The sequence below is a fragment of the Streptomyces caelestis genome, assembly GCF_001279005.1.
In the GTDB taxonomy this organism is placed as follows: domain Bacteria; phylum Actinomycetota; class Actinomycetes; order Streptomycetales; family Streptomycetaceae; genus Streptomyces; species Streptomyces heliomycini.
This window is the reverse complement of the sequence record NZ_LGCN01000207.1, coordinates 1-19,659: the sequence shown is the minus strand read 5'-3', so window position 1 is coordinate 19,659 and position 19,659 is coordinate 1. Positions and strand designations below refer to the sequence as shown.

Sequence of the window (19,659 nt, the reverse complement as noted above, 5' to 3'; positions counted from 1 at the left end):
TGGGCGCCGCGGCCGTCGGGGATACTGGAAGGCGCTGCAACGCATCAGGGAAAGGCCACAGACGTGACTGAGATCGAGATCGGGCGCGGCAAGCGCGGCCGCCGGGCGTACGCCTTCGACGACATCGCCGTCGTCCCCAGCCGCCGTACGCGGGACCCGAAGGAGGTCTCGATCGCCTGGCAGATCGACGCCTACCGCTTCGAGCTGCCGTTCCTGGCCGCTCCCATGGACTCGGTCGTCTCCCCGGCCACCGCGATCCGCATCGGCGAGCTCGGCGGCCTCGGCGTGCTGAACCTCGAGGGCCTGTGGACGCGCTACGAGGACCCGCAGCCGCTGCTGGACGAGATCGTCGGCCTGCCCGCCGAGGCGGCCACGCGCCGCCTCCAGGAGATCTACGCCGCTCCCATCAAGGAGGAGCTGATCGGGCAGCGCATCAAGGAGGTGCGCGACTCGGGCGTGATCACCGCCGCCGCGCTCTCCCCGCAGCGCACCGCCCAGTTCTCCAAGGCCGTCGTCGACGCGGGCGTGGACATCTTCGTCATCCGCGGTACGACGGTCTCGGCGGAGCACGTCTCCGGGGCGCACGAGCCGCTGAACCTGAAGCAGTTCATCTACGAGCTCGACGTCCCGGTGATCGTCGGCGGCTGCGCCACCTACACGGCCGCCCTGCACCTCATGCGCACCGGTGCCGCGGGCGTCCTGGTCGGCTTCGGCGGCGGCGCCGCGCACACCACGCGCAACGTGCTGGGCATCCAGGTCCCGATGGCCACCGCGGTCGCCGACGTGGCCGCCGCCCGCCGCGACTACATGGACGAGTCCGGCGGCCGGTATGTGCACGTCATCGCGGACGGCGGCGTCGGCTGGTCCGGCGACCTGCCCAAGGCGATCGCCTGCGGCGCGGACTCCGTGATGATGGGCTCCCCGCTGGCCCGCGCGACGGACGGCCCGGGCCGGGGCCACCACTGGGGCATGGAGGCCGTCAACGAGGAGCTGCCGCGCGGCCAGAAGGTCGACCTCGGCACGGTCGGCACCCTGGAGGAGATCCTCACCGGCCCGTCCCACACCCCCGACGGCTCGATGAACCTCTTCGGCGCCCTGCGCCGCGCCATGGCCACGACCGGCTACAGCGAGCTGAAGGAGTTCCAGCGCGTCGAGGTGACGGTGGCGGACTCGCAGCACCGGCGGTAGGGCCCGCGCGGGCTTCGACACGGCACTGAGGGGCCGGTCACCTGGTGGGGTGACCGGCCCCTTTCGCGTGTCCGGGGGCGCGCGTGGTGCTCAGGGGGCGCGCGGTTGCCTTCGGGGTGAATCCGTGTCGACGGGGTGAATCCGGTCGGTAATGTCTGTGCCCGGCGACCCAGTTCTCTGGGGCGCCCCCTTCCAAGGAGATCGTTTCCGGACCCCGGCCCTCGGGGCCCGGCCCGAATTCCAGACGGACCGCCTACCGGGTTATGGGCGGCATCGTGGACGGGGGCGCGCCATGGGCCGTCACCGCAAGCCCACCGCCTGGGACCGGATCCGTCTGCGGATGGTGAAGTTCCGGAGGAGGTACCTCTTGCGGATCCGAGAAGTACGTTACCCGGCGATCCCGCTGCCTACCACCGACCTCCGCGGCACTTGAATCCGCGCGCCCCCTCCTCACAACCGATGCGCCGCCCCCGTGGGAGTGGCCCCCCGCGTGTCCAGCATCAGCTGGGCCTTCACCGACAGGCCCTGGAGGTCGTACGTGCGGTGCTGCTGGAGCAGGATCGTCAGGTCGGCGTCGGCGGCGGCCTCGTAGAGGGAGTCCGCGCGGGGGACGGGGCGGTCGAGGACGTTCCAGGACGGCACGTACGGGTCGTGGTAGCTGACGGAAGCGCCCAGCTCCATCAGCCGGACCGCGATCTCCTGGGCCGGGGATCCCTGAAGGTCGGCGAGGTCGGGCTTGTAGGTGACGCCGAGGAGGAGCACGCGTGCGCCGCGCGCGGACTTGCCGTGCTCGTTGAGGAGCGCGGCGGCGCGTTGCACGACGTAACGCGGCATGCGGCCGTTGACCTCCTGGGCGAGTTCCGTCATGCGCAGGGTGCGGCCCGCGTGGGCGGTCAGGTCCTGCGGCACCGCGTGGCCGCCGACGCCGGGGCCGGGGCGGAACGCCTGGAAGCCGAAGGGTTTGGTCTCCGCGCAGCGCAGGACGTCCCACAGGTCGATGCCCAGATCGTGGCAGAGGGCGGCCATCTCGTTGACGAGGGCGATGTTGACGTGCCGGAAGTTGGTCTCCAGGAGCTGCACGGTCTCCGCCTCGCGCAGGCCGCGCGCGCGTACGACCTTGTCGGTGATGCGTCCGTAGAAGGCGGCGGCCGACTCGGTGCAGGCGGGGGTGAGGCCGCCGATGACCTTGGGGGTGTTGGCGGGGGTGTGGTCGCGGTTGCCGGGGTCGACCCGGCTGGGGGAGTAGGCGAGGTGGAAGTCGTGTCCCGCGCGCAGGCCCGAGACCGACTCGAGCAGGCGCAGCAGGGGCCCCTCCGTCGTCCCCGGGGGCACGGGGGACTCGAGGATCACCGTGGTGTGCGGGCGCAGCCACGCGGCGAGGGTGCGGGCGGCCGTCTCCACCTGGCACAGATCCAGTCCGCCGTCCGCGCCGCGCGGCGTCGGGGCGCAGATGACCGCGGTGCGCACCCGGCCGAGCTCGGCGGCGTTGGCGGTCGTCCGGAAACCCCGCGCGAGCATGCGGCGCTGTTCGGCGGCGCTGAGGGAGCCCGCCTCGGGGCCGGTCCGGTAACCGATGGTGGGGATGCCGGCGGCGACGGCGGCCTGGGCCAGGGGCAGGCCGTACGGGCCGAGTCCGATGACGGCGAGATCTGCGGGCATGGCGTGGGCCGTCCTTCCCGATAACCGGAGTGCGACAGGTGCGCAAGCCCTGGGGACCGGGCAGGCGAGCGCAATGTCAGACTAGGAGTAAATATGACCGATATGTGGGATTGATCGGCCGAGTTTCGGTGAGTCGTCCTGCGGGTTGTCCACAGGCTGGGGTCCGTGGTGGCCGAAGTCGGGCAAGCCGGTCAGAATCTGGGCATGAGGGTGGGGGACCGGGCTTCGCCCGACGGGTGCGGCCGATGCGACCGATGAGCGGGAGGCAGCGGTGAGGACAGCGACACTGGGGCCGGCGCAGCGCGCCGGATCACTCGCGTCCATGGCCGAGCACGAGCTGGACGTGCTGGTGGTGGGCGGCGGCGTGGTCGGCGCGGGTACGGCGCTCGACGCCGCGACGCGCGGCCTGTCCACGGGCCTGGTCGAGGCGCGTGACTGGGCGTCGGGTACGTCCAGCCGGTCCAGCAAGCTGATCCACGGTGGTCTGCGCTACCTGGAGATGCTCGACTTCGTGCTCGTGCGGGAGGCGCTGAAGGAGCGCGGCCTGCTGCTGGAGCGGATCGCCCCGCACCTGGTGCGCCCGGTGCCGTTCCTGTACCCGCTGCAGCACAAGGGCTGGGAGCGGCTCTACGCCGGGGCGGGCGTCGCGCTGTACGACACCATGGCGATGGCCCGGGGACACGGGCGCGGTCTGCCCGTGCACCGTCACCTGACCCGCCGTCACGCACTGCGCGTGGCCCCCTGCCTGAGGAAGGACGCGCTGGTCGGGGCCCTGCAGTACTACGACGCCCAGATGGACGACGCCCGGTTCGTGGTGAACCTCGTACGCACGGCCGCGGCGTACGGCGCGAAGACGGCCAACGGCGCCCGGGTGACCGGGTTCCTGCGCGAGGGCGAGCGCGTCGTCGGCGCCCGGGTGCAGGACGTCGAGGGCGGCGGCGAGTACGAGATCCGGGCCAGGCAGGTCGTCAACGCCACCGGGGTGTGGACCGACGACACCCAGGCGATGGTCGGCGAACGCGGCCAGTTCCACGTACGGGCCTCGAAGGGCATCCACCTGGTCGTCCCCAAGGACCGCATCCACTCCACGACCGGGCTCATCCTGCGCACCGAGAAGTCCGTGCTGTTCGTCATACCCTGGGGCAGGCACTGGATCGTGGGCACCACGGACACCGACTGGGACCTCGACAAGGCGCACCCGGCCGCGTCCAGCGCGGACATCGACTACCTGCTGGAGCACGTGAACTCGGTGCTCGCGGTGCCGCTGACGCGGGACGACGTGGAGGGCGTGTACGCGGGTCTGCGACCGCTGCTCGCCGGCGAGTCGGACGCCACGAGCAAGCTGTCCCGCGAGCACACCGTGGCGCATCCCGTACCCGGGCTCGTCGTGGTGGCGGGCGGCAAGTACACGACGTACCGGGTCATGGCCAAGGACGCGGTGGACGCGGCGGTGCACGGACTCGACGTCCGTGTCGCCGACTGCGTCACCGAGGACACGCCGCTGGTGGGAGCCGAGGGCTACCACGCGCTGTGGAACGCGCGTGCGCGCACGGCCGCGCGCACCGGACTGCACACGGTACGGGTGGAGCACCTGCTGCAGCGGTACGGCGCGATGGCGGAGGAGGTCCTGGACCTCATCGCCTCGGACCCCGCGCTGGGCGAGCCGCTCGGGGCGGCCGACGACTATCTGCGCGCCGAGATCGCCTACGCCGCCTCGCACGAGGGCGCACGGCATCTGGACGACGTGCTGACCCGGCGCACCCGCATCTCGATCGAGACGTTCGACCGGGGTGCGCGCAGCGCCCGCGAGGCCGCCGAGCTGATGGCGCCGGTGCTGGGCTGGGACAAGGACCAGATCGAGCGCGAGGTGCGGCACTACGAGAAGCGGGTGGAGGCCGAACGGGAGTCGCAGCGGCAGCCCGACGACCTGACGGCGGACGCGGCCCGGCTGGGGGCGCCGGACATCGTGCCGTTGTAGGCACGCCGCGGACCACCGGCCCGAATCACTCGAACGGGTTGCGGGGATCGGGATATCCGTTCGGGGCCCGTCCGTTCCAAGAGGTGTGGGAGCAGAACCCGGCCGCGAGCACCGCGGGTTCGGGACGGGATCCGCCATCGAGTCCGTGTTCACGCGGAAGGTGAGGACGCGCCGCCCGCCCCCCGCACCAGGCCGGGCAGCTGCTCCTCCACGGTGTCGGACAGGGACAGGCGGCCTTCGTCGGCCAGTTGCGGGACGACCGTGGCGACGAACGTCCTGGTGATGCTGCCGGCGCGGAAGCGGTCGGCGCGCTCGACGCCCGGACCGGTGCCGGCGTGGCGGACGCCGGTCTCCTCCAGGTCCGGCAGGGCCGCGGCGGGGGCGCCGCCCCGCGTGACCAGGAGCGGGAGGAGCGTGTCCGTGGGCGGGGCGGCCGGGGCCGAGGAGGCGGTCGGGGCCAGGGCGAGCAGGGCCGGGGACACAGGGACGGCCAGTAGTGTCCGAAGCGGCGGCATCCCGGCTTCTCCCAGGTCGGAGGCCCATCACGCAGGGCGGGGGAGCGCGTCCGGCACCCGGGCGCCGTGCGCGCCGGGCCCGATGAGCGGCCAGAGGCACCCTGGGCGTCGAGCACTTGTCGGGTGAGGGACAATGAAGGCTCTGTCAGGGCGGGTTGCATGAGGGGACGCATGTCGGAGGCGGAGCGGGCGGGGACATCCCGTCAGGACAAGAGCGCACGTCTCCTCGCCGGGCGGTACCGGCTGGGAGACGTGCTCGGCCGCGGCGGCATGGGCACGGTGTGGCGGGCCCAGGACGAGACCTTGGGGCGGACCGTCGCCGTCAAGGAGCTCCGCTTCCCGACGAACATCGACGAGGAGGAGAAGCGGCGGCTGATCACGCGGACGCTGCGCGAGGCCAAGGCGATCGCGCGGATCCGCAACAACAGCGCCGTGACCGTCTTCGACGTGGTCGAGGAGGACGACCGGCCCTGGATCGTGATGGAGCTCGTCGAGGGCAAGTCGCTCGCCGAGGCCATCCGGGAGGACGGCCTGCTGGAGCCGAAGCGTGCGGCGGAGGTCGGCCTCGCCATCCTGGACGTCCTGCGCTCCGCGCACCGCGAGGGCATCCTGCACCGCGACGTGAAGCCGTCGAACGTGCTGATCGCCGAGGACGGCCGGGTCGTGCTCACGGACTTCGGCATCGCCCAGGTCGAGGGCGACCCGTCCATCACCTCGACCGGCATGCTGGTCGGCGCCCCCTCCTACATCTCCCCGGAACGGGCCCGCGGGCACAAGCCGGGTCCGGCGGCCGACCTGTGGTCGCTCGGCGGGCTGCTGTACGCGGCGGTGGAGGGCACACCGCCGTACGACAAGGGGTCCGCGATCGCGACGCTCACGGCGGTGATGACCGAGCCGCTCGAGGAGCCGAAGAACGCGGGACCGCTCAGGGACGTCATCTACGGGCTGCTCACCAAGGACCCCGCCCAGCGGCTCGACGACAGCGGCGCCCGGGCCATGCTGAACGCGGTCCTCGACGCGCCCGCGCCCAAGGAGGCCGGGGAACCGGCGGACGCGACGAAGGTCGTGCCGCTGCCCGGGCAGCCGGACGAGCGCGCGGGCACCGGGGGCAGGCGCGGCGAGGAGGCCGGGGAGAAGCTGCGGGGCGCACTGCGTTCCGTGCGGAAGGCGGCGGCGGCCGGCTCGGCCGGTGTCGCCGCGGCGGCCCGCACCAAGTCCGGCAGCGGCAGCGCCGCTTCGGCCGCCGAACCGGCCGCGGGAACCAGGAGCACGCCGACGGGCGCCTCCGGGACGCGGACCGGCGCGACGTCGCCCTCCGCCCCGGCCGCGCAGCCGGTCCAGGCGTCCGGGCCGGGTGCGCGGGGGACCGCGCGGCAGAAGCCGGCGGCCGGCGGCCGTAGTTCGGGCTGGCCGGTGATGACGCCGCCGGACCTGCCGGCCAGGCCCGTGCCGCGGGCGCCGCTCACCGACGTGGTGCCGCGGCGGACGCTGGTCATCATCGCGGTGGTCGTGGTGCTCGCCGTGCTCGGCACCGTGCTGGCCCTCACGCTCGGCGGCGACGACGAGGGCGGCAAGGGAGCCGGCGGCAGCGGCGGCGCGACCGTCGCCGGCGGGACCCCGAGCGCCGAGACCAAGGGCGACGAAGGCGACGGCACCCGGACCGACGGCACGGCGACCGGGCCGACGGGCACGGAACCGGGCGCGGGCACGGCGACCGCCACCGCGGGCACCGGCGGCTCGGCCGAGGACGAGAACGAGAACGAGAACGAGGACGAGGCCGGGAAGGACGAGGACGACGGCGGCACGTCGGCGGCGCAGACGTACAACGGCAACCAGGGATACTCGATCGGGCTGCCCGAAGGATGGAAGTTCCGGTCGACGGGGGCCGCCGGGGACCGGTTCACCGGCCCCGACGGGCAGAAGCTGCTCATCGGCTGGACGACCACGCCGAAGGACGACCCGGTCGCGGACTGGAAGAACCAGGAACGCGCCATGGTGCGCGCCCAGTACCAGCGCATCCGCATCGAGGCGGTGGAGTACCGCGGCTGGTCCACGGCCGACTGGGAGTTCACCTATGTGGAGAGCGGGACCACGTACCGCTCCATCGACCGGGGGACCGTCGTCGGCGACCGGCTCGGGTACGGGCTGATGTACACGGCCAGGGCCGCGGACTGGGACAGCGACCGGCGCAAGGACACCTGGCAGACGCTGACGAAGACGTTCCGGCCGAAGTCCTGAGCATGACCGGTCCGCGGATTGGGGAGTCAGATGTGGCATCCCCTCTCTGCGAGTCGCCTCCGGCACGTATCGTGAATGCTTGCGGACCGTACGAAGCCGGAACGGCCCGCCGGGCGAACGGAACCGACCGACCGTAGTGCCGGGGGAGGCAACGTGGACGACTACGCGGGACGGGTCCTCGCCGACCGTTACCGTCTGCCGCTGCCACCCTCCGACGAGTACGAACTGACCGAGACCTGCGCCTTCGACACCTACAGCGGGCAGGAAGTCCTGGTCAGACAGGTCCCGTTGCCGGAGGTCGTCGAGGCCGAGGTGCTGGACGCGGAGGGGCTGCCCGACGGTTTCACCGCCCGTGACGGGGGTGTGCGACGGGGCGTTCCCGGGCCCGCGCGCGGGGGCACGCGGCGGCCCGCCGACCCGGTCGTGCGGCGCGCGGTCGAGGCCGCGCAGGCGGCGGCCGCCATCCCCGACCACCCGCGCCTGGACCAGGTCTTCGACGTGTTCGCGGAGGGCGGGTCACTGTGGATCGTCAGTGAACTCGTGCCCGCGCGTCCGCTCGCCGCCCTGCTCGCCGAGGAGCCGCTGTCCCCGTACCGGGCGGCCGAGGTCGCCTCCGACGTCCTGGCCGCGCTGCGGGTCCTGCACGCCCACGGCTGGGTGCACCGCAACATCACCGCGCGCACGGTGCTCGTCTGCGACGACGGCCGGGTGATGCTCACCGGCCTCGCGGTCGGCGCGGCCGAGGAGGCACTGTGCGGGTACGACCCGGTGCCCCCTCCGGACGACGAGGAGCCGGAGCGGACGTCGGGAGCGCTCGAGGCCCTGGGGCCGGCGGCGCCCGCGGGAGCGCCGGACGCCGGGCGCGGCCCGTCCTGGCCGCCCGGGTTCACCGCCGACCCGGACCCCGACCCCGACGCCGCGCGCCGGGCCGCCATCGAGGCGCGGGCCGGCCGGATGTCCGGCGGCGGGGCGGACACGGCGGGCGGTCTCTCGCCCGTGGTGGCGCCCAAGGCCCTCGACAGCGCGGGAGACGTGCGGGCGGCCCGCGCGGGGGCGATCGCCGCGTACCGGGCGGGCACCCGCGCCGCCGCCCGGGTGCAGGAGGCCCAGCAGAACGGCCGTGCCGCCCTGCCCGGCGCCCGGCCCGCCCCCGAGGACGGCGGCCCGGCCTCCGCCCCGCGGCACGGTGACGGCTCCGCACCGCCGTCGTACGCCCCCCGGCCGGGGGACGAGGGCGCGGCCGCCGCCGCGATCCCGCCGGGACGGATAGCCGACCCCTACGGTGTGGGCGCCACCGGCCGGTACGGTGCCGCACCCCCTACGGGCGGCGGCACCGGACGCACCGCCCCCGGAACACCCGAAGCCCCCGCCCTCGAACCGGTGGCCGCCGCCCCGCCCGCACGCTGGGACGACCTGGTGGCACACGCCCCCGCGCGCCGCGGCCCGACCACCGCGCTGGCCGCCGAGCGGGCGCGGCAGGCACGTATGGCCGTCGTCGGGCCCGTGACCGAGCGGTGGGCGCCGGAGCAGGCCGGCCCCGTGCACGAGAACTGGCAGCTGGCCGCACCGATCGGCCCCGCCACCGACCTCTGGGCGCTGGGCTCCCTGCTGTTCCGGGCCGTACAGGGACACGCGCCCTACCCGGAGGAGTCGACGGCCGAGCTGGTGCAGATGGTGTGCGCCGAGCCGCCCGCGTTCGCCGAGGAGTGCGGGCCGCTGCGGCCGGTCGTGGAGTCGCTGCTGCGTCAGGACCCCACCGAGCGCCTCGACTTCGAGGAGCTGAGCGGCTGGCTGCGTTCCCTGGTGCGGTCGGCGCCCGAGCCCGAGGCGGGTGTGCACGTCATAACGGCGCCGCCGGTGGACGCCGGCCGGCTGCCCGTCGTACGGCGCCGGGGCGAGCTCGTGCGCAGGCGCCGGGCCGGGCTTCCCGCGCACCACGGACGGCACAAGCGGGCCAAGCAGGACGCCGGCTCCCCGCGCCGGCTCGGCCGCACCCTGCTCCTGCTGGTGCTGTTCGCCATGGCGGCGGCGATCGCGTACGCCATGCTGTTCATGCCGAAGACCGGTGAGGACGGACCGGGTTCGGTCGACCGCACCGGAGCCGCCGGTGGGGTGAGCCCCGCGCCGAGCCCGTCGGACGCCGGCGGGGAGCCGGGGGACGGGAAGAACCCGGCGGAGCCGGAGGAGGGTTCCCAGGACGGCCCCGAGGAGTCGGCCGCCTCCGCCGAGACGCAGACCACCGGTCCCGAGGTCGCCGACGGCTTCACCCTGGCCAAGGACCCGGAGGGTTTCCGGATCGCCGTCGCCGAGGGCTGGCGGCGCACCGCGAAGAACGGCAGCGGCCAGGTCGTCTACGCGAGCGGTGACTTCGAGCTCATCGTCGTACCGGGCCGGGACAGCGCGCGGACGTACGGCAGCGACCCCATGGCCTACCAGCGGGACGACGAGCGCGAGCTCCAGCCCTACCGCGACTCCAGCTGGGCCACCTCCACCGGTCTGAAGACCATCGAGGTGGGCGGACGGACCATGGCCGAGGGCCAGTTCACCTGGACCGGCGACGGCGGCGAGCTGTACGTCCGCAACCTCGCGGCGTTGATCGACGGCCGCTACCACGTGGTGCAGGTACGCGGTCCGGAGGGCGAACGGGACGAGGTGACACGGATCTACGAGCAGGCCGCGGCGACCTACCGGTTCAGCGGCTGAACCACCGACTCCACGCCGTCACGGACGTTTTGGTTGCCTGACGTCCCCCACAGCGACAACTGTCACAGTGCGGTCTCCAAGGCACCCCCTCGGTTCCCAGGACGCGCCGGGATACTTACGCTGGCCCTGTCAAGACCATTGCGGGGCAACGTGAATCAGATGCAGGGCTCGCTCGTCGCGGGCCGCTACCGGCTCGGCGAATCCATCGGGAGCGGTGGCATGGGCCGGGTGTGGCGCGCCCACGACGAGGTGCTGCACCGGGCCGTCGCCATCAAGGAACTGACCGCGGCGCTCTACGTCTCCGACAGCGAACAGGCCATGCTGCTGGCCCGCACCCGCGCGGAGGCGCGGGCGGCCGCGCGGATCAACCACTCCGCCGTCGTCACGGTGCACGACGTGCTGGAGCACGACGGCCGGCCGTGGATCGTGATGGAGCTGGTCGAGGGCCACTCGCTGGCCGACGCGGTGAAGGAACGGGAACGCGTCGAGCCCCGCGAGGCCGCGCGCATCGGCATGTGGGTGCTGCGCGCGCTGCGCGCCGCGCACGCCGCCGGCGTGCTGCACCGCGACGTCAAGCCCGGCAACGTCCTCCTCGGCCGGGACGGCCGGGTGCTGCTCACCGACTTCGGCATCGCGCAGATCGACGGCGACACGGCCATCACCCGCACCGGCGAGGTCGTCGGCTCGGTCGACTACCTCGCGCCCGAGCGGGTCCGCGGCCACGACCCCGGCCCCTCCTCCGACCTGTGGGCGCTGGGCGCGACGCTGTACACGGCGGTGGAGGGCAGGTCGCCGTTCCGCCGCACCTCACCGCTGACCACCATGCAGGCGGTCGTCGAGGAGGAGGCCGAGGAGCCGCGGCACGCCGGCCCGCTCGCGCCCGTCATCAGCGCACTCCTGCACAAGGATCCGGCCGTCCGCCCCGACGCGGACCGGGCCGAGCAGATGCTCGCCGAGGCGGCCGAGGGACGCCGGCCGTCCGCCGCACAGGAGTACGTGCCGACCCGGGCCGTCGACGCCCACGTGCCACTGCCGCACGAGACCCGACCGGAGGCGGTCCCGCAGGTCCCGCAGCACCCGCAGCACCCGCGGGGCGGTCCCACGGCCGTCCAGCGGCTGTACGCGCACCCTGCCGCCGCACCCCGTCGACGGGTGCGCGGGCGGGTGATCGCCCTGGTCGTCGCCCTGGCGGCGATCATCGGCGGGGGAACCGCGGTGATGCTCCAGCAGGGGAACCGGGACGGCACCACGGCCGGCCCGTCCCCGACGGCCACCGCCACCCCCACGCCCGACCCGACCGGAACGGGGCGGGCCGAGCCGCGGGGCGGCCTCCCGGAGGGCTGGGTCCGCCGCAGCGACCCCTACGGCTTCAGCATCGCCCTGCCCGGCGACGACTGGGAGCGCGAGGTCTTCGACGAGGAGACCCGGCAGGTCGACTACACGCCCGACGGCGGCGAGCACTTCATCCGCATCGCCATCGACGACTCGCCCGACTTCGACGACCCGTACGAGCACCTGAGCGATCTGAACCAGCAGATAGGGGAGCGCCTGGTCGGCTACCAGCGGATCCTCCTGGACCGCCGCGTCTACCGGGACCGCGAGAGCGCCCGGCTGGAGTACGGCTGGACCGCGCTGGCCAAGGACACCGACTTCCCGGGGCCGCGCCGGGCGGTCGACCAGATGTACGTCTCGCGGGACGGGGTCGAGTACGCGATCTACATGTCCGGGCCGGCCGAGGACTGGGCCACGACCGGCGAGCAGTTCGAGACGGTGCTCAAGGGGTGGCGCGAGCCCTGACGCCCGTGGCGGGCGCGGCTGCCCGCCGCTTGGCCGAATCGCCGTACCGGAGCCGACACATCCGGTGGGGCATGATGGGCCCATGGGGACCGACGGGGACGCCGAGAACGCGACCGCCAGGACCAACGGACGTGTCATAGCGGGCCGTTACCGTTTGGAGGCGAGGCTCGGACGCGGTGGCATGGGGGTGGTCTGGCGGGCCACCGACCAACTGCTCGGGCGGGGGGTCGCCGTCAAGGAACTCCCCCTCGACGAGACGCTCTCCGCGGCGGACGCCCGGCGGCAGCGGGACCGCACCCTGCGCGAGGCGCGCGCCCTGGCCCAGTTGAGCCACCCGCACATCATCGTCGTCCACGACGTCGTCGAGGACGACGAACACCCGTACATCGTCCTGGAGCTGATCGACGGGCCGTCCCTCGCCGACCGGGTCGCCGAGCAGGGCCCGGTCGACGCCGCGGAGGCCGCGCGGATCGGGATCGACCTGCTCGGCGCGCTGCGCGCCGCCCACACGGCCGGTGTGCTGCACCGCGACCTCAAACCCGCCAACGTCCTGCTGGAGAACGGCACCGGCCGGGTCGTCCTCACCGACTTCGGCATCGCCCGGATGTCGGGCTCCACCACGCTCACCGAGACCGGCTCCTTCGTCGGCTCGCCCGAGTACACCGCCCCCGAGCGGATGTCCGGCGCCAGGACGGGACCGGAGTCCGACCTGTGGTCGCTGGGCGCGCTGCTGTGCACGGCGCTCAGCGGCGAGTCGCCGTTCCGGCGGGACTCCCTCGGCGGGGTCCTGCACGCCGTCGTGGTCGACGAGATACGGCCACCCGCCGAAGCGGGACCGATCCTGCCCGTGGTGCGCGGCCTGCTGGAGCGCGACCCCGACCGCCGGCTGGACGCGGACCGGGCCGAGCGGATGCTGCGGGCGTTCCGGGAGACGGGCCGTACGCCGCAGGCGGCGCCCCCCGGACCGCTGCCCCCGGACCGGGACGCGCCCCGCCGGCGGCCCCCGGTGCGGCGGGGGGAGGCGGGCGGGGGACCCGAGGCGCGTCCGGCCCGGCGGCAGCCCACGAGGGGTGCGCTCGTCGCGGCACTGGCGGTCGCCGCCATGGCGGGAGCGGGGGTGTCCGCGGCGGCGCTGCTCCTGCAGGACCGGGGCGACGACGGGGGAGGCACGCCGACGAGTACGGCGCCGGAGACACCCGTGAGCGCGTCGCCCTCCGGGTCCCCGAGCCCCTCGGTCCCTCCCACGCCGGCCGACTCCTCGATCCGGCCGCATACCACCGTGAACGGGAGATAAGTCCCCGCGAGGGTCACGGGTCTGTGACCGGTCGGCGTCCGCAGTGGATACGTGAGGGCTTGGCGCGATATGGATGAACCATGAGCAACGACGGGGGAGCCCGCCACGGGTCCGACGAGCCCACCAGTTTCGATCTGCAACCGCCGAACCCGAACCCGCCCGCGGCCGTGCCGCACCCCGGCAATCCGTACGCGGCGCCGACCCGGGTGGTTCCGCCGCAGCCGCACGGCCGGACGCCGGACCGGCCGCAGCACCGGCCGGTGTCCCCCGAGCCCGCGTCCCCCGAGCCCGCGTCCGACCCCGGCGTCGGCCGGCTGCTCGCCGGCCGTTACCGGCTGCTCGCCAAGCTCGGACACGGCGGCATGGGCACGGTGTGGCGGGCCAAGGACGAGACCGTCGACCGCGAGGTCGCCGTCAAGGAGCCGCGCGTCCCGGACCACCTTCCCGAACGTGAACGCTCCAACGCCTTCGAGCGGATGCGCCGCGAGGCCCGCGCGGCCGCCCGGCTCGACCACCCCGCGGTGGTCGACGTCCATGACGTCGCGGTGGTCGACGGCCGGCCGTGGATCGTGATGGAACTGGTCCAGGGCCGTTCGCTGGGCCAGGTGCTGCAGGACGAGGGCACCCTCTCCGCGCGCGAGGCGGCCAGGGTCGGCCTGGAGGTGCTCGGCGCGCTGGAGGCCGCCCACGCGGCGGGCGTGCTGCACCGGGACGTCAAACCGGACAACGTGCTGCTCGGCCGGTACGACCGGGTCGTCCTCACCGACTTCGGCATCGCCCAGATCGAGGGCGAGACCAATCTGACCGACACCGGCGGCTTCGTCGGCTCGCCCGAGTACATCGCCCCGGAACGGGTGCTGGGACAGCGCCCCGGTCCCGCCTCCGACCTGTGGTCGCTCGGTGTGGTGCTGTACGCGGCGACGGAGGGCGTCTCGCCGTTCCGCCGCAGCAACACCCCCGCCACCCTCCAGTCGGTCCTCAACGCCACGCCGGCGCCGCCCGCCTCCGCGCAGGGACCGCTGGCCGAGATCATCACCGGGCTGCTGCAGAAGGACCCGGCGCGCCGCCCGAACGCCGCCCAGGTCCGCGCCGCACTGGAGACGACCGCGAACCCGCCCGCCCCGCAGCCCACGCAGGTGACCCGGCTCCCCGCCCCGGGCTCCGGCGGCAAGGGCGTCCGGATCGGCCGCAAGACGCTGACGGCGCTGGGCGCGGCGGTCGTCGCGGGAGCGCTGGCCGCCTACCTGGTGATCGCCGACCCGTTCGCGGGGCCGCTGCCGGACGGCTGGAAGCAGCACGACCTCGGGAGCAAGGTGGGCGCCGGCGTCGCGGTGCCCGAGGACTTCGCGCAGGACGAGCAGGCCGAGGACTCGGACGGGACCGTCGCCTCCTTCACCGACCCGAGCGGACTGGTGCGGGTCGAGGTCGACCGCGACATCAAGGCCGACGACGAGAACGGCGACATCGAGGCCTCGGCCTCGGAACGGGCGTTCGCGCACTGGGAGGACCTGAGGGACGGCGAGTACAGCTGGGGCATCGCCGACACGCCGGCCCCGAAGGGGCAGCCGCGCGAGACGACGTACAAGGACCGCGAGGCGGCCACCAACACCATCGTCTACACGACGACCACCAGTCCGGCGGTGGTGCGCGAGGCGCAGGTCGTGTACTACCGGAACAAGGACGGCGACATGTACCGGCTCTGGATCGTGTACCCGGGCAAGGGCTACTTCGCCGAGGACGGCCGGGAGATCGCCCGTACGGTCATCGACTCGTGGGACATCCGCCGGCTCTGAACGAGCCGGTGTCCGTCAACGCGCTGATCAGGAGCTTTGTTGCCAGCGCTCACTGGCGTGATGTGTGAGCCGTGCGGGAATCCGTTACCGACGGGTACACAAAGTGTTCTCCCCGGCATACCCTGCGGCTCATGACGGACGCGCAGACCCGGGAAACGACCGGCACCAACCCCCTCGCCCCCGCGCCTGCGGGCGCCCGCACCGCCGCCGACGTGGTCACGCCGGAGCTGGTCGCCCAGCTCACCAAGGGCGTGGCCGGCTCCGGCCGGACCGCCAACCACACGCCGTTCACCGGCGAGAAACTGGCCGACCTGCCCGAGTCGACGCCCGAGGACGTCGCGAAGGCCTTCGAGGCGGCCCGCGCCGCCCAGGCCGTCTGGGCGCGGATCCCGGTACGGGAGCGCGCCGCCGTCCTGCTGCGCTTCCACGACCTGGTGCTGAGCCGCCAGGCCGAGGTGCTCGACCTGATCCAGCTGGAGACCGGCAAGGCCCGGCTGCACGCCCACGAGGAGGTGCAGGCCGTCGCCGTCGCCGCCCGCCACTACGGCCGCCGGGCCGCCGCCTACCTGCGGCCCAAGCGGCACGCGGGCGCCATGCCCACCCTGACGAAGGTCACCGAACTGCGCCACCCGCGCGGTGTCGTGGGCCAGATCGCCCCCTGGAACTACCCCCTCGAACTCTCCGTCGGCGACGCGCTCCCGGCGTTCGTCGCGGGCAACGCGGTCGTGATGAAGCCCGACACGGAGACCTGCCTCACCGCACTGTGGGCCCGGGACCTGCTGATCGAGGCCGGACTGCCCGCCGACGTCTTCCAGGTGGTCCTCGGCGAGGGCCCGGTCGTGGGCCCCGAGGTGGTCCGCCACGCCGACTACGTCTCCTTCACCGGCTCCACCCGCACCGGCCGCGAGGTCGCCCGGGGGGCCGCCGCCCGGCTGGTCGGCGTCTCCCTCGAACTCGGCGGCAAGAACGCCATGCTGGTCCTGGAGGACGCCGACCTCGACAAGGCCGCCGCGGGCGCCGTCCGCGCCTGCTTCTCCAGCGCGGGCCAGCTGTGCATCTCCATCGAGCGGCTGTACGTCCACGAGTCGGTCGCGGACGCCTTCCTGGAGCGCTTCGCCACCCGCACCAGGGCGATCCGCCTCGGCGCGTCCCTCGCCTACGGCGCCGGCATGGGCTCGCTGGTCGGGCAGCGCCAGCTGGACGCCGTCACCCGCCACGTCGACGACGCCGTCGCCAAGGGCGCCAAGGTGCTCGCGGGCGGCGCCGCCCGCCCGGACATCGGCCCCTACTTCTACGAGCCGACCATCCTCGACGGCGTCGAGGCCCCGATGAGCGTCTGCTCCGAGGAGACCTTCGGCCCGGTCGTCTCCGTCTACCGCTTCTCCTCCGACGACGAGGCGGTCGAACGCGCCAACTCCACCCCGTACGGTCTGAACTCCTCCGTCTGGACCAGGGACGCCCGCCGCGGCCGCGGGATCGCCGCCCGGCTGCGCACCGGCACGGTCAACATCAACGAGGGCTACGCACCCGCGTACGGCAGCGTCCAGTCGCCGATGGGCGGCATGAAGGACTCCGGCCTCGGCCGCCGGCACGGCTCCGAGGGCATCCTCAAGTACACCGAGGCCCAGACCGTCGCCCACCAGCGCCTGCTCCCGATGGCCCCGTCACTGGGCATGGACGACGAGAAGTACGCGGCCTTCATGAGCCGCAGCCTGCGCCTGATGAAGGCGTTCCGTTTCCGCTAGGCCCCGGCCCCCGGCGCCGCCGCTTTCGACGAGGAGAGCACGTGTCACAGGAGAACTCCGCCCCCGGACCGGACGACGGATCCGGCCACGACTACGACGTCATCGTCGTCGGCTCGGGATTCGGCGGTTCCGTCTCGGCGCTCCGGCTGACCGAGAAGGGCTACCGCGTCGCAGTCCTGGAGGCCGGCCGCCGCTTCACCCGCGAGACCCTGCCGAAGAACTCCTGGGACCTGAAGAACTACCTCTGGGCGCCGAAGCTCGGCATGTACGGCATCCAGCGCATCCACCTGCTCGGCAACGTCATGGTGCTGGCCGGCGCGGGCGTCGGCGGCGGTTCGCTCAACTACGCCAACACCCTCTACGTACCGCCGAAGCCGTTCTTCGAGGACCCGCAGTGGGGACACATCACCGACTGGCAGGAGGAGCTGGGCCCGTACTACGACCAGGCCAGGCGCATGCTCGGCGTACGGCTCAACCCGACGACGACCCCGTCGGACGTGCACCTGAAGGCGGTGGCCGAGCGGATGGGCGTGGGCGACAGCTTCCACATGGCCCCGGTCGGCGTCTTCTTCGGCGACGGCGAGGACGCCGACGGGAAGACGAGGGCGAGGCCGGGGCAGGAGGTGCCCGACCCGTACTTCGGCGGGGCGGGGCCGTCGCGCCGGGCCTGTGCCGAGTGCGGCGAGTGCATGACCGGCTGCCGGCACGGCGCGAAGAACACCCTCAACGAGAACTACCTCCACCTCGCCGAGAAGGCGGGCGCGGTCGTGCACCCCATGACGACGGTCGTGTCGGTCACGGAGGACTCGCGGGGCGGGTTCGCCGTCGCCACGCTCCCGACCGACGACCGCCGCAAGGGCAGGGGCCGCACCCTCCGCGCCCGCCGGGTCGTCCTGGCCGCCGGCACCTACGGCACCCAGACGCTGCTGCACCGGATGAAGGCGGGCGGCCTGCTGCCGCACCTCTCGGACCGGCTGGGCGAGCTGACCCGCACCAACTCCGAGGCCCTCGTCGGCGCGCAGACCGACGACCGCCGCTACCGCAGGGCCACCGGCGCGCCGAAGGCCGACTTCACCCGCGGCGTGGCCATCACGTCGTCGATCCACCCCGACGAGAACACCCACATCGAGCCGGTCCGCTACGGCCGGGGCTCCAACGCGATGGGCGGGCTGTCGATCCTCCAGGTGCCGTACGCGGGCGGCGGTTCAGGCGCCGCCCGGGTGCTCGGCTGGCTGGGCAACGCGGCGCGGCACCCCTGGCTGCTGCTCCGTTCGCTGTCCAACCGGCGCTGGTCGGAGCGGACCATCATCGGACTGGTGATGCAGTCGCTGGACAACTCCCTGACGACGTACCTCAAGCCGTCCGGGGCCGGCCGCGGGCTGCTCACCGCCCGGCAGGGCCACGGCGCCCCCAACCCCAAGCAGATCAAGGCGGCCACCGACGGTGCGTCGGCGCTGGCGGCCGAGATCAACGGCTTCGCCGGATCCAACGTCGGCGAGCTGACGGGGATGCCGCTGACCGCGCACTTCCTGGGCGGCTGCCCGATCGGCGGCTCCCGCGAGACCGGTGTGATCGACCCGTACCACCGTCTCTACGGCCACCCCGGCATCTCGGTCGTGGACGGGTCGGCGGTCTCGGCGAACCTGGGCGTCAACCCCTCCCTGACCATCACGGCACAGGCCGAGCGGGCGATGTCGTACTGGCCCAACAAGGGCGAGGCCGATCCGCGTCCCGCGCAGGGGGAGGCCTACCGGCGCCTGGAGCCGGTCGAGCCGAAGTCCCCGGCGGTCCCGGCGGAGGCGTTCGGCGCGCTGCGGCTGCCGTTCCTGGGGATGCCGGCGGTGCCGCCGAAGAAGTAAAGGGAAAAGGACCTGTGCCCCCCTCCGAGCTCAGGTCCTTTTCCCTTGTCCTGGGTGATGCCGCACGCGGTGCGGCCGGGCGGCGTTACGCCTCCGAACCGGCCTTGCGCCGGCGCACCACGAACACCGCACCGGCACCGGCCACGACGGCGGCGCCGCCGGCCAGGCCGATCATCGGCAGAGCGGAGCTCGAACCGGTCTCGGCGAGGCTGCCGGTGACCTTGACGTCCTTCACCTCGTCGAGCTCGACCTTGCCGCCGGTCTGCGGCTTGGCGTCGTTCGGCTTCCCGGCGTCGGAGCCGGCGGCCAGGATCTCGAAGAAGTAGATCCAGCCGTCGGTGTCGTCGGCGACCCAGCAGCCGTCGTCGTCCGCGTACTGGGCCAGACCGCCGGTGATGCCGAGCGCGTCGGGCACCTTGCCGGAGACGCTGAGCCGCAGCTGGTACGAGGTCGACCGGCCGGCGCCGAGCGAGAACGCGGCGAAGGTGCCGCCCTCACCGGCGGCGTCCGCCAGCGTGGTCCACTTCCCCGTGGCCTTGTCGAACACCTGGACGGTGATCTGGCCGGAGTAGTCCTCCGCGTCCCAGCCGACGGCGGCGACGCCGATCAGCGGCTTGATGTCCTTGATCTCCTCGTCGCCGCGGTTGGAGACGTTGAACGAGAACGCCTTCCAGCCGCTGCCGGCGACGATCGTCTCGGGCAGGCCGGCCAGACCGCTCTTCAGCTCGAGGCTGAGCTCGGCCGTGCTGTTGCCCTCCTCGTCGAGGCAGAGCTCGACGTCGTCCCCGTCGTCTGCCGGGGGGTTCTCCTCGCCTTCGGCGGGCGGGTTCTCGCCCTCTGCCGGGGGGTTCTCCTCGCCTTCGGCGGGCGGGTTCTCGCCCTCTGCCGGG

At 73.6% G+C, this 19,659-nt stretch carries 11 protein-coding genes and 1 pseudogene; 9 read left to right on the top strand and 3 right to left on the bottom strand.

The window, feature by feature from the left end; genetic code table 11:
- Positions 1 to 63 precede the first annotated feature (63 nt).
- Entirely contained in the window at positions 64 to 1,188 is a 1,125-nt protein-coding gene (locus ADK41_RS22665; protein ID WP_030829603.1) for a GuaB3 family IMP dehydrogenase-related protein, read from the top strand.
- Between the two features lie 450 nt (positions 1,189 to 1,638).
- On the opposite strand, the gene ADK41_RS22660 is transcribed toward ADK41_RS22665, so the two are convergent.
- Positions 1,639 to 2,847, bottom strand: coding sequence for a nucleotide sugar dehydrogenase (locus tag ADK41_RS22660; RefSeq protein WP_030829606.1), 1,209 nt, complete (start codon positions 2,845 to 2,847; stop codon positions 1,639 to 1,641).
- A 271-nt stretch (positions 2,848 to 3,118) separates the two neighbouring features.
- Between ADK41_RS22660 and ADK41_RS22655 the strand changes: the two genes are divergently transcribed.
- Entirely contained in the window at positions 3,119 to 4,825 is a 1,707-nt protein-coding gene (locus ADK41_RS22655; protein WP_030829608.1) for a glycerol-3-phosphate dehydrogenase/oxidase, read from the top strand.
- Positions 4,826 to 4,998: 173 nt separating this feature from the next.
- Here ADK41_RS22655 and ADK41_RS22650 read toward each other — a convergent pair.
- Positions 4,999 to 5,340, bottom strand: a pseudogene (locus ADK41_RS22650) (serine hydrolase); the annotation flags it as partial.
- A gap of 171 nt (positions 5,341 to 5,511) precedes the next feature.
- Here ADK41_RS22650 and ADK41_RS22645 point away from each other — a divergent pair.
- The 7 genes from ADK41_RS22645 (at position 5,512) to ADK41_RS22615 (ending at position 18,769) form a co-directional block, all read left to right on the top strand.
- Entirely contained in the window at positions 5,512 to 7,578 is a 2,067-nt protein-coding gene (locus ADK41_RS22645) for a serine/threonine-protein kinase (RefSeq protein ID WP_030829617.1), read from the top strand.
- Between the two features lie 153 nt (positions 7,579 to 7,731).
- Positions 7,732 to 10,281 carry a protein kinase gene (locus tag ADK41_RS22640; RefSeq protein WP_030829619.1) on the top strand — a complete coding sequence of 850 codons (2,550 nt, stop codon included), beginning with the start codon at positions 7,732 to 7,734 and terminating at the stop codon, positions 10,279 to 10,281.
- Positions 10,282 to 10,440: 159 nt separating this feature from the next.
- Positions 10,441 to 12,078: a serine/threonine-protein kinase gene (locus tag ADK41_RS22635; protein ID WP_030829622.1), complete on the top strand. Its 1,638-nt coding sequence runs from the start codon at positions 10,441 to 10,443 to the stop codon at positions 12,076 to 12,078.
- Between the two features lie 82 nt (positions 12,079 to 12,160).
- Positions 12,161 to 13,372, top strand: a complete 1,212-nt coding sequence (locus tag ADK41_RS22630; RefSeq protein ID WP_037804584.1) for a serine/threonine-protein kinase — start codon at positions 12,161 to 12,163, stop codon at positions 13,370 to 13,372.
- Between the two features lie 80 nt (positions 13,373 to 13,452).
- Positions 13,453 to 15,165, top strand: a complete 1,713-nt coding sequence (locus ADK41_RS22625) for a serine/threonine-protein kinase (protein WP_030829627.1) — start codon at positions 13,453 to 13,455, stop codon at positions 15,163 to 15,165.
- A 131-nt stretch (positions 15,166 to 15,296) separates the two neighbouring features.
- Entirely contained in the window at positions 15,297 to 16,910 is a 1,614-nt protein-coding gene (locus ADK41_RS22620; protein WP_030829630.1) for a succinic semialdehyde dehydrogenase, read from the top strand.
- 41 nt (positions 16,911 to 16,951) lie between these two features.
- Entirely contained in the window at positions 16,952 to 18,769 is a 1,818-nt protein-coding gene (locus ADK41_RS22615; RefSeq protein WP_030829634.1) for a GMC oxidoreductase, read from the top strand.
- A gap of 85 nt (positions 18,770 to 18,854) precedes the next feature.
- On the opposite strand, the gene ADK41_RS22610 is transcribed toward ADK41_RS22615, so the two are convergent.
- Positions 18,855 to 19,659, bottom strand: an 805-nt coding sequence (locus ADK41_RS22610; RefSeq protein ID WP_053670297.1) for an LAETG motif-containing sortase-dependent surface protein, incomplete at its 5' end; no start/stop codon positions are given.

Bases quoted from the DNA above. Each gene is read 5' to 3' on its own strand.
- ADK41_RS22660 (WP_030829606.1), bottom strand. From the start codon at position 2,847: ATGCCCGCAGATCTCGCCGTCATCGGACTCGGCCCGTACGGCCTGCCC.
- ADK41_RS22635 (WP_030829622.1), top strand. From the start codon at position 10,441: ATGCAGGGCTCGCTCGTCGCGGGCCGCTACCGGCTCGGCGAATCCATC.
- ADK41_RS22630 (WP_037804584.1), top strand. From the start codon at position 12,161: ATGGGGACCGACGGGGACGCCGAGAACGCGACCGCCAGGACCAACGGA.
- ADK41_RS22625 (WP_030829627.1), top strand. From the start codon at position 13,453: ATGAGCAACGACGGGGGAGCCCGCCACGGGTCCGACGAGCCCACCAGT.
- ADK41_RS22645 (WP_030829617.1), top strand. From the start codon at position 5,512: ATGTCGGAGGCGGAGCGGGCGGGGACATCCCGTCAGGACAAGAGCGCA.
- ADK41_RS22620 (WP_030829630.1), top strand. From the start codon at position 15,297: ATGACGGACGCGCAGACCCGGGAAACGACCGGCACCAACCCCCTCGCC.